General features: G+C 55.6%; 11 protein-coding genes. 6 read left to right on the top strand and 5 right to left on the bottom strand.

The genetic code is table 11. The features are described from left to right. The first annotated feature begins 81 nt into the window (after nucleotides 1–81). The 5 genes from SD69_RS06350 to SD69_RS06330 all read left to right on the top strand — a co-directional run bounded on the left by SD69_RS06350 (nucleotide 82) and on the right by SD69_RS06330 (nucleotide 8474). Nucleotides 82–1944, top strand: coding sequence for a di-heme-cytochrome C peroxidase (locus SD69_RS06350; RefSeq protein ID WP_041522547.1), 1863 nt, complete (start codon nucleotides 82–84; stop codon nucleotides 1942–1944). A 216-nt stretch (nucleotides 1945–2160) separates the two neighbouring features. Continuing rightward, complete coding sequence (locus SD69_RS06345; protein ID WP_041522546.1) at nucleotides 2161–3654, top strand: phospholipid carrier-dependent glycosyltransferase; 1494 nt, start codon at nucleotides 2161–2163, stop codon at nucleotides 3652–3654. Beyond that, the gene (locus SD69_RS06340; protein WP_052480938.1) at nucleotides 3654–4208 is read left to right on the top strand and encodes a PA14 domain-containing protein; all 555 of its coding nucleotides are present in this window, start codon (nucleotides 3654–3656) and stop codon (nucleotides 4206–4208) included. The genes SD69_RS06345 and SD69_RS06340 overlap by 1 nt, the downstream gene beginning before the upstream one ends. Before the next feature lie 104 nt (nucleotides 4209–4312). Then, nucleotides 4313–6151 carry a hypothetical protein gene (locus tag SD69_RS06335; protein ID WP_041522544.1) on the top strand — a complete coding sequence of 613 codons (1839 nt, stop codon included), beginning with the start codon at nucleotides 4313–4315 and terminating at the stop codon, nucleotides 6149–6151. 223 nt (nucleotides 6152–6374) lie between these two features. Then, on the top strand, nucleotides 6375–8474 hold the full coding sequence (locus tag SD69_RS06330; RefSeq protein ID WP_052480937.1) for a hypothetical protein: 2100 nt from the start codon (nucleotides 6375–6377) through the stop codon (nucleotides 8472–8474). A gap of 93 nt (nucleotides 8475–8567) precedes the next feature. Here SD69_RS06330 and SD69_RS06325 read toward each other — a convergent pair whose 3' ends face one another. Both SD69_RS06325 and SD69_RS06320 read right to left on the bottom strand, forming a co-directional pair. Then, nucleotides 8568–8969, bottom strand: coding sequence for an SMI1/KNR4 family protein (locus SD69_RS06325; RefSeq protein ID WP_041522543.1), 402 nt, complete (start codon nucleotides 8967–8969; stop codon nucleotides 8568–8570). A 144-nt stretch (nucleotides 8970–9113) separates the two neighbouring features. After that, the gene (locus tag SD69_RS06320; RefSeq protein ID WP_041522542.1) at nucleotides 9114–9623 is read right to left on the bottom strand and encodes a hypothetical protein; all 510 of its coding nucleotides are present in this window, start codon (nucleotides 9621–9623) and stop codon (nucleotides 9114–9116) included. Between the two features lie 22 nt (nucleotides 9624–9645). Between SD69_RS06320 and SD69_RS18005 the strand changes: the two genes are divergently transcribed. Next, nucleotides 9646–10701, top strand: coding sequence for a CAP domain-containing protein (locus SD69_RS18005; protein ID WP_052480936.1), 1056 nt, complete (start codon nucleotides 9646–9648; stop codon nucleotides 10699–10701). A gap of 9 nt (nucleotides 10702–10710) precedes the next feature. Here SD69_RS18005 and SD69_RS06310 read toward each other — a convergent pair whose 3' ends face one another. Genes SD69_RS06310 through SD69_RS06300 form a run of 3 tightly spaced genes read right to left on the bottom strand, consistent with a single transcriptional unit; the run spans nucleotide 10711 to nucleotide 14703 of the window. Then, nucleotides 10711–13062 (bottom strand): DNA polymerase II, encoded by a 2352-nt coding sequence (locus SD69_RS06310; RefSeq protein WP_041522541.1) that lies wholly within the window; start codon nucleotides 13060–13062, stop codon nucleotides 10711–10713. A gap of 16 nt (nucleotides 13063–13078) precedes the next feature. Continuing rightward, nucleotides 13079–14188 carry a DUF2333 family protein gene (locus SD69_RS06305; protein WP_041522540.1) on the bottom strand — a complete coding sequence of 370 codons (1110 nt, stop codon included), beginning with the start codon at nucleotides 14186–14188 and terminating at the stop codon, nucleotides 13079–13081. 26 nt (nucleotides 14189–14214) lie between these two features. After that, entirely contained in the window at nucleotides 14215–14703 is a 489-nt protein-coding gene (locus SD69_RS06300) for a copper chaperone PCu(A)C (protein ID WP_052480935.1), read from the bottom strand. Between the last annotated feature and the right edge of the window lie 44 nt (nucleotides 14704–14747).

The raw sequence follows: 14747 nt of genomic DNA, 5'->3' as shown, positions 1-14747 counted from the left end.
TTGCCAAAGCGGGCCGTTGCTTTAACAATAGCGCCATAAAGATTGCGCGACCCGGCGAGCCGTCGCCTCAGGGATCGAACCATGAAGCCTTTTTATTTACTCACAGCCCTGGTCGTTATTGCCAGTGCCTGCAGCGACATCAAACAAGAACCTGAGCCCACGCGCGCGGCCATGGCGACAGAGCAGGATTACTTTGGCGATAGCGCCAGCCGCATTATTTACCCCGAGCAAAACTGGAGCGCGGCAGACAGCGAGTGGTTTTACACAGCGCCACAAGGCTCCAATCTAATCCCCTACGATATCTTTATTCAATTAGAGCAAGCCGACAGCCAACAGCTGTTTCGCGCCGAGGCTAATATGCGGCGCTACCGCTACTTGCCCCAGCATCCCAGCGCCACCAACCCGCAAGGCCTGCCGGTTGGCTGGGTTAAAGAGCATCATCAAGGTAAAGACTATATTGGCCTGACGTGCGCGGCTTGCCACACCTCACAGCTTAATTATAAAGGTGTTGGTATTCGCATCGACGGCGGCGCCGCGATGGCCGACATGGACACCATGCTGCAAGAGCTAGAGCAAGCGCTTGGCGCCACCTGGCAACAGCCCGACAAACTAACCCGCCTGGCCACCGCGCTTAACACCGGCGGTGGCCCGCAAGCGCGGGCGCAATTACGCCAACAAGTGCGTGAGCTGCAGCTAGAAATAGCGCAGTACAACCGAAGCAATCGCTCGTTAAACGGCGCCACCAGTATCCCTTACGGCTTCGCCCGGCTCGATGCATTTGGACGCATCTACAACCGGATTCTTGGTCACTTAACCCCCGGCCAGGACAATCACAACCCGCCCAATGCACCGGTCAGCTACCCTTTTTTATGGGATACCCCGCAACACGATTTTGTGCAGTGGAATGGCGTGGGCAACAATGCCGGGCTCGGGCCTTTAGCGCGTAACACCGGTGAGGTGCTGGGCGTGTTTGCCAGCTTTAGTTTGCAGCCGGACCCCTCGCAACCGGGCTTCGCCTCATCGGCAAAAATCCCCGAGCTTGAAGCACTGGAGGCGCGCCTTAGTAAATTATGGTCGCCTCAGTGGAGCGAACTGGCCGAGCGCGGAGTACTGCCACCAATCGACCTAGAGCTTGCCGAGCAGGGCCGCTCGCTTTACTTCCAATACCAGTGCCACCGTTGCCATGAAGCCATTGATCGAACCGACCCCAACCGCCGCGTCATCGCGCAAATGGCGTCGGTCGAACGGCTCGGCACCGACCCGGCCGCTGCGCGCAACGCGTTAATTTATGGTGGGCAATCGGGTTACTTTAAAGGTTTGCCGCAAAGCGTTACGCAGCCCAACGGGCCTCGCTTTGGTGATACCACGGCCGCACTACCGGCCCTAAGTGCCGCCAGCGCTGGCGTTATTCAGCGCGCGTTAGCGCAGAGCAATGCTGCAAAACCGGCCGGCGCCTCAAGTGAGGCGGCCGCCGCCACACGTAAACATCTCGATTTTGACCAGGTTGATGAATTGAGCCCCGCTGCGCTAATGGCGTACAAGGGCCGACCACTGAACGGCATTTGGGCCACCGCCCCCTTTATGCACAATGGCTCGGTAAGCAGCCTGTACCAGTTATTTTTACCCAGCTGCCAACAGTCAGGCGATGCGCAACTTTGCCGCCACCCGCGCTTTAGTGTCGGGCAGTTGGCGTTTGACCCAATCGAGGTCGGTTTTAGCCAACCCGCTGCGCCAGCCGATAGCGAGCTGTTTATCTTTGATGCCTCTCTGCCGGGCAACAGTAACCAAGGTCACGAGTATGCCGCCGGAGTAACGCCGGTACCGCAGTTTGACCCGGCGGGTAAACCACTGCGCGACGGCCAGGGCCATTTGATCGAAAAGCGCCTGTCGCCACTGGACCACAGCCAACGGCTGGCTTTAGTGGAGTATTTAAAAACGCTTTAGCTCAAGGTCGCAGTGACGACCGTGTCGCGACACGCAAAATGCCGCCAAGAGCCAGACAGCTACAAATTGTTGGGGTATGATTGGCCCGGCAATGCGATCGCGCGCGGATCGGCGCTCGCAAAAAAAGGCGTAGGCTGGTAACCACAGCGGCGCTAGCATCGTAAAACAATAAACGTTTAATAACGCAGAATATCAACAACGGTTTAAATTTCTGTTATGCGCTCATTTGTAAAACATCACCTGCTAAAGATTTATGTATTACTACTGCTTGTGGTATCGGCCGCGGTATACATCATCGGCTACGGCCAGCCAAACGCGCTGTTTTGGGATGAGAATTATCACATCTCATCCGCCGAAAAATACATCGACGGGGTGATGTACATGGAGCCTCACCCGCCATTGGGCAAATTGCTCATGGCCGGCAGCGAGGCCTTGCTTGGGGTTAATGCTGACAAAGACAAATCAAATTTTACCAATACCGACTATGTGCGTGACTCGGATATGCCACAAGGCGGCATCAGCTTTTACGGCTACCGCCTGCCGTCCACCGTACTAATGGCACTGTCGGTACTGTTTTTATTTGGCATTATCCGGCGCACTACCGGCAACCCGCATATCGCTCTGGCCTTTTGCTGCTTTTTAATTTTTGACAATGCGCTGGTTATTCACGCGCGCTCGGCCATGCTCGAGGGCATCCAGTTATTTTTTATCCTCGCCGCCATTTACTACGCGGTACGTATCGTCACATCAAGTAGGGGCCCGACACTCACTCAGTACGCATTACTGGGGGTCATCATAGGTCTGGCGGTGGCAGTAAAAGTAAATGCGTTAGTACTACTGCTGCTATTTGTCATGGTATACGGCGTCGATCAATGGCAGGCCATTAAATCGTTTAACTTGCTCGACCTATTAAAACGATTATGCACCACAGTACCGGCCGGCGTGATTCCGCTGGCACTGACATTTTTGGCGGTGTTTTATATCCACATAGGGCTGGGGCAACAAATTTCACCCCACAAAGATTACAGCGCGAGCGCCGAGTACCAACAAAAAATCAAAGCCGGCGACAGCTGGGCGCCCGGCACCTTTGTTATCGCCATGCAAGATAACCTCAAGTATATGTCCAACTACGCCGACGGCGTGCCTCGCCTGGATGTCTGTAAAGAGGGCGAAAACGGCAGCGCCGCCATCGGCTGGCCGCTGGGCACCAAAACCATCAATTATCGCTGGTCTAAGCGCACCATCGATGGCACCACCCATGTGCGCTACCACAATCTGGTGGCCAACCCCGTGGTGTGGTTTAGCGTAGCGGCAGGTATCATTCTTTCCGCCGGGCTCATCATCGGCCGCTTTGTGTACAACAACCCAGTCAAAGACACAGCCCTGTTCTACTGGATTTGCGCCTTCACGGGGTTGTACGTCAGTTACATGATCGCGATTTTACAAATCGAGCGCGTGATGTATATGTATCACTACTTAGTGCCACTCGTGTTTGGCATTATTAATCTCGCGCTGGTTTTTAGCTATATCTTCCGCGAGCAATTACTCGCCGCCAGCCGACACACCTATATAAACTTAGCCGTGTTTATCGCTTTTACGGTGGGCGTGTTTTTTATCTTTGCGCCTTTCACCTACAGCTGGGAGCTGACCGAAGCGCAGTTTGAAGTAAGGGACTGGTTTGACTACTGGAAGTTAGAGGTGGTGCGCTAATGCTTAAAAACACAATATTTTCGGCACTGCTGTTGGCTTTTATTGCCCTGACCATTAATAAGCTTATACCGCCATCGGTAGATCCGGTGTTAAAAATGGTACTGAGTAAAAGCAGAGGCCAAATTAACCAGATCGATCAGCCGCGGCAAATATCCGACAGCCGCACCCTAATGATCGACCGCGTGGAGCTAAACGCAAACAACAACTTTAAGCACCCAGAACTCGGCGTGTTAGGCTGGAGCGAATATTTTTACGCGGATATCACGACCTCGTTCACCGTGACCGAGCCATCGCGCTATCGTTTTGAGGTGGGCAGCGACGACGGCTATCAGCTCGAGATTGACGGCGAAGTTATTTGCCAGTACAAACGCGACCGCCCCTTTCGGCGCAACACCTGTATGCACCAGCTGAACGCAGGCCCACACCAGCTTACGCTGCGCTACTTTCAGGGCTATGGCAACGCGGGGCTGACCTTTAAGGCCGCCCCCACTGGCGTCAATAAGTTGAAGTTTTGGGGTGAGAAGATCAAAGGCATCGAATACCAAACCCCTTAATGCACAAAAAGGTAAATATTTTTAACAATTTACCACTGGCATAGAGTCTGCGCTCTGGTTACCTTAAAACCACAGAACAAACACCGTAGAGACCGGAGCACCCTATGCCTAAGCCATTTTTTCCCCGCACAGCCCTGTGCCTAAGCATCGCTGGCGCACTGGCCGCGAGCGGCTGCGGCAGCAGTGATGACGACAACGATAACGGCGGCCAAGCTCCCGGCGCACCCAATGCCAGCGCCGCGGTCGCCCCCAAAGCATTAACCTTCAGCTGGAGCAGTGTCAGTGGCGCCGAGTACTATCGTGTCTCGCACGACCCGGACGGCAACAGCGGCTTTAGCGACATCAGCGGCGAACTGCAAGCGACTGAGTTTCAGGCCCCGCTGGCCGCTCACCTGAACAACTGGAGCGACGCCCGCTATTTGGTTGAAGCTTGTAACAGCCACGGCTGTAGCGCCGGCTCAGACATTTACCTGGACGATCAGGTCAGCGACGCCATCGGTTACCTAAAGGCCGGCTCAGCGCAACAAAAAGCAACATTTGGTTTCGCCATGGCCATCTCGGCCGACGGCGCAACACTCGCGGTCGGTGCACCTCGCTTTGATATTGCAGAAGACGCCGGCACCAACAGTGGCGCCGTCTTTATTTTTACCGCCAGTGACGCCGACTGGGAACTCAGCCACACGCTGCAAAACCCCGCGCCCGACATGGGCTCTGACGACCTGTTTGGCTACTCACTAGCTCTGTCTGAGGATGGCACCACTCTGGCCATCGGCGCCCCCTACGAGGACAGTGCAAAAAACAGCGAAGCCGGCGATAACTCTACCGCCGACTCCGGTGCCGTGTACGTCTACCAAGCCGGAGATAGCGGCTGGCAACAACAGGCACGTTTAAAAGCCTCCAATGCCGAAGAACAGGACTTTTTTGGTGTGCGCGTAGCGCTCTCGGCCGACGGCTCAAGGCTCGCCGCCAGTGCCCCCTATGAAGACAGTGAGGCATCAGGTATCGATGGCGATCAGGACGACAACAGCGTCGAATTAGCTGGCGCCGTGTACTTGTTCGAGCAGGCCGACAGCAGCTGGAGCCAACAAGCTTATATCAAACCCAGCGTTCCCTCCTGGCACGACTCCCCGTGCTTTGACCCGCGTCCACCGGGTATCGAGTGCTACTCGACCACCCCCTCGCGCTTTGGCTACTCTCTCGCTTTTGCCGATGACGGCAACATGCTCGCGGTTGGCTCGCCCGGCGATAACTCCAGCAGCGGCGGCATCAATGGCGATGCCGAAGACTTTAAAGCCCGCAGTTCGGGCGCAGTGCACATCCTGCGTTACACAGACGCCGGCTGGGCCCATAGCGACTATATTAAAGCGGCGGTTCCCGGCATCAACGACGAGTTTGGTTTGAGCCTGTCGCTCTCAAGCGACGGCACCCGATTGGCAGTAGGCGCCCCCTACGAAGACGGCTCGGAAGCAGGCCCTGAAGCAGACGCAGAGGTTATTGGTGAAGCCGACTCCGGCGCCGCCTACGTCTTTACGTACGACGGCAGCTGGCAGCAACAGCAATATTTAAAAGCCGAAGAGAATGACGAAGATAATTTGTTTAGCTGGCAAGTGATGCTATCGGGCGACGGCAATACCTTAGTAGCCGGCACCCCGCGCGACGACTCGGACGCTCTGGCCATCGGTAGCGACTGGGACAACAATCGGGCGCCCAGCGCCGGGGCCGCATACGTGTATCAGCTGACCGGCGACCACTGGGCTTTGGGCAACTACCTTAAAGCCAGTAACACCGATGCCAACGACACCTTTGGTCGTACGCTTGCCCTTAGCCGCGACGGCCAAACGCTGGCCATCACGGCCTCCGGCGAAGACGGCAGCGGCACGGGTGTTACGGGCGACAGCAGCGATAACAGTACCATCGACAGTGGCGCAGTCTTTCTGTACTAAAAACCGGCAACACCGCTAAACATCAGAGCTCTATCAGGGCTCTGATGTACGCTCCGCACTAGGTACAACTGAAGGAACCCTCAGCCTCCCTAAAGGTCAAAACCCCGCTTATTTATGGGATACTAATAACAGCGGCTTATCGCCTAATTTCCGCCTTTGCATTGACACACCTGTCAGGGCCGGACAGAATCCCCCGCACACGATAAACTTCAGGATCGATTGAATGAGTTACGAGCTTCTGCACGCGGTTAAAAAATGTAGCCTATTACCCTGCCTTGTGGCGTCACTGGTACTCGTTGGCTGTGGCAGCGATGACGACGATAATGACACAACCAGCTCCAGCAGCGTAGCAAGCAGTGCCTCAAGTAGCTCCAGTAGCTCGTCCACCCCAGCCGGAAACGGCGAGTGGCCCGACCTGAATATCGAAGGCGCCGGTGCCGGCACCCTGCACATCAGCTGGGACGCGGTAGAGGGCACCAGTTTTTACCGCCTGTATAAAGACCCGGATGGCACCAGCGGTTTTAGCCAGGTGGGGGACGACTTAACAGCCCCGGAGGCCTACGACCAAATCAGCACGCACCTGACCAACTGGCCCGAAGCTCGCTACATGGTGGAGGCATGCGCCAGCGCCAACGATTGCAGCAACTCTAACGAGGCCACCGCGATAAACGCGATGCTCGACACCATCGGCTACTTAAAAGCGTCTAACGCCGAAGCCAATGATTGGTTCGGCTGGAGCTTAGATCTATCCGCCGACGGTACCACACTCGCCGTCGGGGGCCTGCAAGAAGACTCTATGGCTCAAGGCGTTGATGGCGACCAAAGCGATAACAGCACACTGGCCGCCGGCGCCGTGTATGTCTTTATCCACAACAATGGTGAGTGGCAACAACAAGCTTACCTGAAAGCCTCGAACACCGAAGCACCCTTTGAGGATGATGACGGCAACGAATTAGTCCGCTCTAACGACCGCTTTGGTTATTCAGTCTCTTTGTCAGATAACGGCAACACACTCGCGGTAGGTGCCCTGCTGGAGGACAGCAACGCCACCGGTATCAATGGTGATGAAACCGATAATTCCGCGGCAAACGCTGGCGCCGTTTACTTATTTGAACGCAGCGACGGCAGCTGGTCACAAACCGCTTACGTCAAGGCCTCTAACACGCCAGAAGAAGAGGACTCCTCCAGCAGCTCTTCTTCCAGCTCATCCAGTGAAGACACCAGCTCGTCTTCAAGTGTCTCATCCGTGGGCTCCACCACCGCCGGTGACCGCTTTGGTCACAGTGTCGCACTCTCGGGTGATGGCAAAACCCTGGCGGTCGGCGCCATCGGCGAAGACAGCAGCTCGGGTGGCATTAATGGCGACGAAAGCCTTAACGATATTAGCGCCCCCGGTGCTGTGTATGTCTTTGCCAACGACGGCACTAATTGGGCGCAGCAAGCCTACGTTAAAGCAGAAACGCCCCGCGCCGATGATCAATTCGGATTCTCGGTGGCACTCGACTACTCCGGCGATACCCTGGCCGTCGGCGCCAACGGAGAAGACGTGCCCGGCAACGGCGTTAACCAGGAGATTCCTACCGATGCGGCGGCAAAACCAGACTCCGGTGCGGTATTTGTGTTTAACCGCAGCGCCGGTGAGTGGGCTCAGACCGCCTACATCAAACCCGGTTATTCAATACGCCTATCCTACTACAACAGCAGTGGCTATCTTTCGTACATAAGTGGCTTACGTTTTGGCGCCAGTGTGGATCTATCCAGTGATGGCAAGCGCTTGGCGGTAGGTGCGCCCGGTGAGGGTAGCCGTGCCACCGGCGTCAATGGTGACCCGTCAGATTACACCGAGCTCGACCCGGATTACAGCAGTGATATGGAGTCCTTTTTTAGCTCCGGCGCGGCTTATATTTTTGAAGATTTAACGGACGGCTGGGAGCAAACCTCCTACATCAAAGCCTCGAATACCGGCCCCGGCGACACATTTGGCACCACGGTACGATTATCGGGGGATGGTTCCTATCTTGTGGTAGGCGCCTACTTTGAAGACAGCGCCGCCGTAGGTATCAATGGCGATGAAACCGACAACAGCGCCGAAAACAGTGGCGCCCTTTATATGCTTGGCCGGGGCGCCGGCGGCGTATGGTCACAGCTAAGCTACGTCAAAGCCGCGGTTAGCGATTCACAAGATCGCTTGGGCCGTGCCTTTGCGTTGTCCAGCGACGGTGCCCGTCTCGCCACCAGTGCCTACCGCGAAGCGGGCCAAGGCCCGGATGCGGAGCCAACGGATAATAGCGCTGACGCCACAGGCGCGGTAAGCATTTACTGATAAAGGCCTACACCATCAGCCCATAAAAAAACCGAGCTCAGGCTCGGTTTTTTTGTACCCGCCGCTTGTCAGCGGTGCGATAAGCGCTACCGCTTAACTTTCAAGCCAAACGTCGCGTACCCAGTGCCACACCGAGGCCCAGGTTTCGTCACTAAGCTCGCCATCACGCCAAAACTGCACCTCCCCATCTGGGTCGACACAATAGTAGTGACCGTGAGTTTCACACAGTGGTACCAGGTGTCGTGGCATACCCTGAGCCCAGGCCACGGCCGCCACTTCGGGCAAATAGGTATGTGAGTAGGGGTCGGCGGCGGTAACCGGCTCTAACGAGCCATAAATCACATCGCTCGCCTGCAGTAAATAATCGCGCAAGTCCCGTGGTAAAGGCAGCAGCAACTCCTCCTCAACCACCACCAGAGCATCGTCATCGGGCAGCTCCAGCGGTACCGGAACATTGACATTGTGCTCGCGTAATTCATCCAGTACGTCTTCCATGTTTCTCTCGTTGCATGACCTAATATCGGGTAGCAATGCTACCGCCACCCAGAGCATGGTACAAGCACGCTCGTACCGGTGATTTTTGCGTGCCAGTTACAGTTATTTTACGTAACAACCGGTTAGAATATAACCAATGTTCAGTTATAACCGTACCAACCCAACCCGAGAGTACCTTGTGAAACCGCTCCTTCCCCTTTTACTCATCACCCTGCTCAGCGCCTGCGGCGGCTCGGGCAGCTCCGACACTGGCGCCAGCGAGCCACAAAGCAGCTTCGCGTCTAGCGCTTCGAGCAGCAGCGCCGAAACCAGCAGTTCTGTATCGAGCAGTTCAATAGCCAGCAGCTCGACACCCGACAGCTCTTCCAGCAGCGCGGAATCGTCACCTAGCAGCAGCGCGAGTTCAGTGTCCAGCTCAAGTACCGCGAGCTCTGAGGGCTCCAGCTCGCCCGCCAACAGCTCATCGAGCAGTTCGGGCGTGATCAGCAGCTCTTCGCAATCCTCCAGTAGCAGCGAACCCAGCGCTAGTTCTAGTTCTAGTTCTAGTTCTAGTTCTAGTTCTAGTTCTAGTTCTAGTTCTAGTTCTAGTTCTAGTTCTAGTTCTAGTTCTAGTTCTAGTTCTAGCAGTGTGATGCCAGCTCCAGGTGCGTTCAAGGTAGGCGCCGGAAATAATCAAGTGGTACTCGACTGGCTGCCAGTTTCGGGGGCAGAAGCCTATGAAGTCTTTTATGCGTCCGAAGCCGGCATTGCCCCCGAGAATATCGGCGCATACCGAGATGGCGACTGGCAAAGCGTGGCACAACCACCGCTCACCATCAGCGGCCTGAGCAATCAAAAAACCTATTACTTTGTGGTAGCCGCCACGCTTGGCGATAACGCGGGCGATGTCAGCTCCGAGCTCAGCGCCACGCCTTCACAACCGAGCGCAGCGCTTAGTGTCAGCGCCGGCGAAGCTATGATGCTAGAGCTGGTCAATCGTGCGCGGTTTGCACCCGCGGCCGAGGCGTCGCGCTTTGGTATCGATTTAAATGAAGGGCTCGCCCCCGGAACCCTCAGCGCTGAACAGCGCCCCCCGCTGGCCTATAACGAGCTGTTAATACGGGCCGCGCGTGGCCACAGCCAGTGGATGTTAGACACAGATACGTTCTCGCACACAGGCGTCGCCGATAGCAGTGCCGCTGAGCGAATCGCGGCCGAAGGTTACAGCTTAAGCGGTAGCTGGGCGGCGGGCGAAAACATCTCCGTCTCGGGCGCCAGCAGCACACCCGACGTAACCGCCGCTGCCATAAGCCAGCACCAGGGGTTATTTGAGTCGCCGGGGCACCGACAGAATATTCTTAATAGTGGCTACCGCGAGTTGGGCGTTGGCCAGCGTGTCGGCGAATTTGAGTTTGAGGGCTATGGCGCTCTACCAAGTTCGATGATTACACAAAAATTTGCCCGCCACGGCAGCGACTACTTTGTCTCAGGGGTGGTGTACCGCGATGACGACAACAATGGCCGCTACAGTGCGGGAGAGGGGATTGGCAATGTCACCGTCAGTGTGGGCGACGCCAGTACGATGACAAATGGCGCGGGCGCCTACACCATTGCCCGGTCCAGCGGTGGCTATACCGTCGCGGCGTTTGGCCCGGGCGTCGATTTGGTAAGTGACGTGGTAACCCTTAGCAACGCCAATAAAAAGGTGGATGTTATTGTCAGTGGCAGTAGCAGCCAACTGCAGCAATGGTAGCCACCTCGCTTAACCAAACAGTGACATTTGCTGGTCGGTTATCGCCGCCAGCGAGTCATCTAAAAAGTACAAAATAGAATCAGCCACCGGGGCTAGTTGTCGGGTTCGGTAGTGTTCGTAATCAAGTTCACTGCGCCGCCCCGCGACCGGTTCCGGCCCCTGCAAAGTAATCACGTAACTTACCCAGTCGCCTCGCTTTAGCTCGCCCAGCCCCCACTCCTTTTGTTTGCGCGCGGCCTGCACATGGGGCGGCACATTTTTTTGGTACTCACTTAAGCGCCGCCGCAGCCGTTTTTTATACACTAACTTGGCGTCGCTCTCACCGCGCATTAGCGCGCGCACACACGATTGCACATACGCCTGATAAGGCTCATCGGCAAATACCCGGCGGTACAGCTCGTGCTGAAACTCTCGGGCCAATAATGTCCAGTCACTGCGGGCGGACTCCAGCCCTTTAAACACCAATGTTTCGGATCCGACCTCCCCCACCAAACCGGCGTAACGCTTTTTACTGCCCTCGTCAGAGCCGCGCACCGTGGGCATTAAAAACTTTTTATAGTGCGCTTCAAACTCAATTTCTAGCGCGCACTCAATGGCAAACTCGCGCTCGAGCTTTTCGTGCCACCAGCGATTTAACCCCTCGGCCAATGTTTTACCCACGGCGGTGGCGCTGGCGTCCGCCATTGGCTCATCGCTGCAAAGCCAGACAAACACCGAGTCGGTATCGCCATAAATCACCCGGTAACCCTGCTGCTCAATCCATCGTTTGCTCGATTGAATAATATCGTGTCCACGCAACGTAATAGAGCTGGCCACACGGGGGTCAAAAAAGCGGCAACCGGTAGACCCCAACACACCGTAAAACGAATTCATAATAATTTTAATGGCGTAAGACAGCGGCTTATTGTCAACCGCCTTAGCTCGGTCGCGCGCCTGCCACAAAGATTCAATCATGTCGGGCAAAATAGCGTTATCGCGATCAAACGAGGCACCATTAAACCCCTCTACCAAATGCCGCTTGCTGCTGGATAGCTCGGCACACCAAAAGGCACAGGGATCGATATAAAAAGTGCGGATAATACTGGGGTACAGGCTTTTAAAATCCAGCACCAGTACGTGATGGTAAATGCCTGGGTCGGAGTCCATAACAAACCCGCCGGGGCTTACGATATCGGTACGCAGCTCCCCGAGATTGGGCGCGATAAAACCACGGCGATGCAAACGCGGTAAGTAGCTGTATTCAAACGCCGCGACGGAGCCGCCAATACGATCGAGCAACAAGCCCGTTAACTGGCTGCGTTCGATGGCAAACTCCAATAGTTGTTGGCGAACAAAAATATCCCACACCAACTGACAATCTTTGATGTTGTAACGCGCGAGGGCGGGTTTATCTGTTTCAAACAATCGAGAGATATCTTCACCGCGGCCGGCGCCGTGCAGCAACTTTCCCTCACCCAGTAACTCAGCGGCCACATTGTCCAGCGCAAAACTATCGAACTGATAATTGGCTTGCTTAAGCAGCTCGATACCGTCCAGTGCAACGCGCCCCGGAATAGATACAAATCGGCGACCGCCCTCGCCTTTTTCTTCGCGCCAAAAAGCGCGCGCGCCGCCACGCCCTAAATCCAACACCATTTTTAGCCGGGCGGCAATATCGCACAGCACCCACAAATCAAACTGCACTAAGTTCCAGCCGATCAGGGCGTCCGGGTCTTCACGTTTTAACCAATCTAAAAAAGCCTGCAAGCACGCTTTTTCATCGACGCACTCAATAAGCTCTGTGCCGTCCTCCAGCGGCTGGGTTCGGGTCTGCCCGGCCACCATAAAAACACAGCGTGTTTGCGCGGAATAGACACCAATAGAGTAAAGCGTTTGCGCGTCCATGGTGGTCTCGATGTCGATCGAGGCCAGGCGCAAATTGGGGCGATACTCGGCGGGGGAAAGCTTGGGGTTGTAGAGCGCGCCGGATCTATTGCCGCCGCCCTCGATACAGGCACCCGCGGTAATAAAGCGCTCCATTAAAAAGCGCTCTGGCGGGCGAATATCCGCCTCCCAGCAGGGAATGGTGTGTGACGTTAGGCGTTTTTCGGCCTCGCGGGCGGCGGCCATCGTACGAAAATAAAAAGCGCTAACGGCTTTGCCGTCTCGGGTTTTTAAGGATAAATCGCGGTGCCGCCATCCGGGTAGCGATTTTAAAATCTCAACGGCTTGTGAGCATTTACGGGTGGCGATAAAAAAAACCGCTTCCTGCCCGCTAAAACGAGTACACACCGCACCCGCCTCGGTTGCCCAGTGAAACTCTAACTCGAGCCCCCGAGAGGTATCGCGCCAGCCGCGCGTCAATAAAAAAGCATTCAACATGGCGCGTCGGTGCAGGTTAGCCCTGCTCGAGTAACTCCCGCAAATCAATAATCGCGGCGTTGGCGCGGGAGATGTACGAGGCCATAACCAACGAGTGGTTGGCCAGCACGCCAAACCCGCTGCCGTTTAAAATCATCGGGCTATACACCGTGCTTTGCGTCGCCTCAAGCTCGCGAATAATTTGTCGCACACTAACCAGCGCATTTTTCTTAATTAAAATATCGGCAAAGTCCCGCTCCACCGCGCGCAACAGGTGCAGCAACGCCCACGCGGCGCCGCGCGCCTCGTAGTAAACATCATCGATTTCCAACCAAGGGGTTTTAACATACTCATCACCCGGTTTAGGGGTCGAGGCAGTCGCCGCCGCATCTCCCGCCAAATCGGTGTTCAACCGCTGCTGCCCAACACTGGCACTTAAACGCTGTGATAAATTACCCAAGCGGGTTTCAACGGTTTTTAACCAGTAACGTAGGTTATCGGCACGGGCAAAAAACTGCGCATCTTTGTGGGCCGGGTCGACCAAGCGGTCAAGGTAACCCTGCAAGTGCCCAATACCCTGCCGGTATTGTTTCTCCGATGGAGGAAACAGCCAGCTATCGTTATTAAAATTAAAACGCGATTCAGCCAGCGCCAGGTCTTTATCTTCTAGCGATTGCGACTGTGAGCGACTAAACGCCTCGCGCATGGCTTTGTTCATGTCACGCACCTGAATCAGTACGCCGTACTCCCAGTTGGGCATATTGTCGAGCCACCAGCTGGGCGGCGTCACATCATTACTCAGGTAACCACCCGGCTTTTCCAGTAGTGTCTCGGCAACACTCATTAAGGTGATAGTGGTGGTGGCGCCCACCACCGGCGGGGTATCCATCTCGTGCAGCTTGGCCTCGGTACGGGCATTAACATTAAAGGTGGACGGCATCAGGCTCCAGTACCAACCAAGCGCCAGTAACGCGAGAAATATCAGCACAAGCACCGTCAGCAATATCTTCCAGGGGCCCCTTTCGGACTCGGGCGAAGCAGCGCTCGGCTCATCATCGCGGGCTTCAGCCGTACCAAAGGACGCCGATTCACCCTCGGCGCTCGTGCGGCGAGTTAACTTGCGCCAGCTTCGTCCTAGACTTTCCATTATCGTCATACTCCTGAAAAAACGCGTCAGTGATGGTGAGAGTGGTCAGCACGATCGTACCGGCTTACGGCACGCGCCATAGCCGAGGTCGTGCTGCCGTCGTCAAATTTAAGGGTTAATTCTACGGTATCGCCAGAGGCAAGCGATGGCTGCACACCCAACAACATAATGTGGTAACCGCCCGATTCAAACACCACTGTTTCGCCCGGTGCGATAGTCAGCGAGTCCACTGGCCGCATACGCATCATGCCGTCAATATTAGTGTGCGAATGCAATTGGGCCTTTTCGGCAATGGTGGTCGTCACCCCCACCAAAGTGGCCGGTTCAGAACCGGTATTGACCAAGCGCAAATACACGGCGCTGTTATGCGTACCCGGTATCGGTAGCTGCAGGGTAGCGTCACTCACCTTAAGAGCGGGCGCCGCTGAAGTTTGAGCCGCAACGGCCAACAATAAACACGAGGCAAATAATGACCGCACTAGACGTGTTAAACGCGGAGCTATAAAAAGCGACACGACGGACTCCTTAAGTAGATGAACAGATTTATCAGCTTTGGTTT

The sequence above is a fragment of the Gilvimarinus agarilyticus genome, assembly GCF_000832015.1.
Classification (GTDB): domain Bacteria; phylum Pseudomonadota; class Gammaproteobacteria; order Pseudomonadales; family Cellvibrionaceae; genus Gilvimarinus; species Gilvimarinus agarilyticus.
This window is presented reverse-complemented; position numbering and strand designations above follow the sequence as displayed.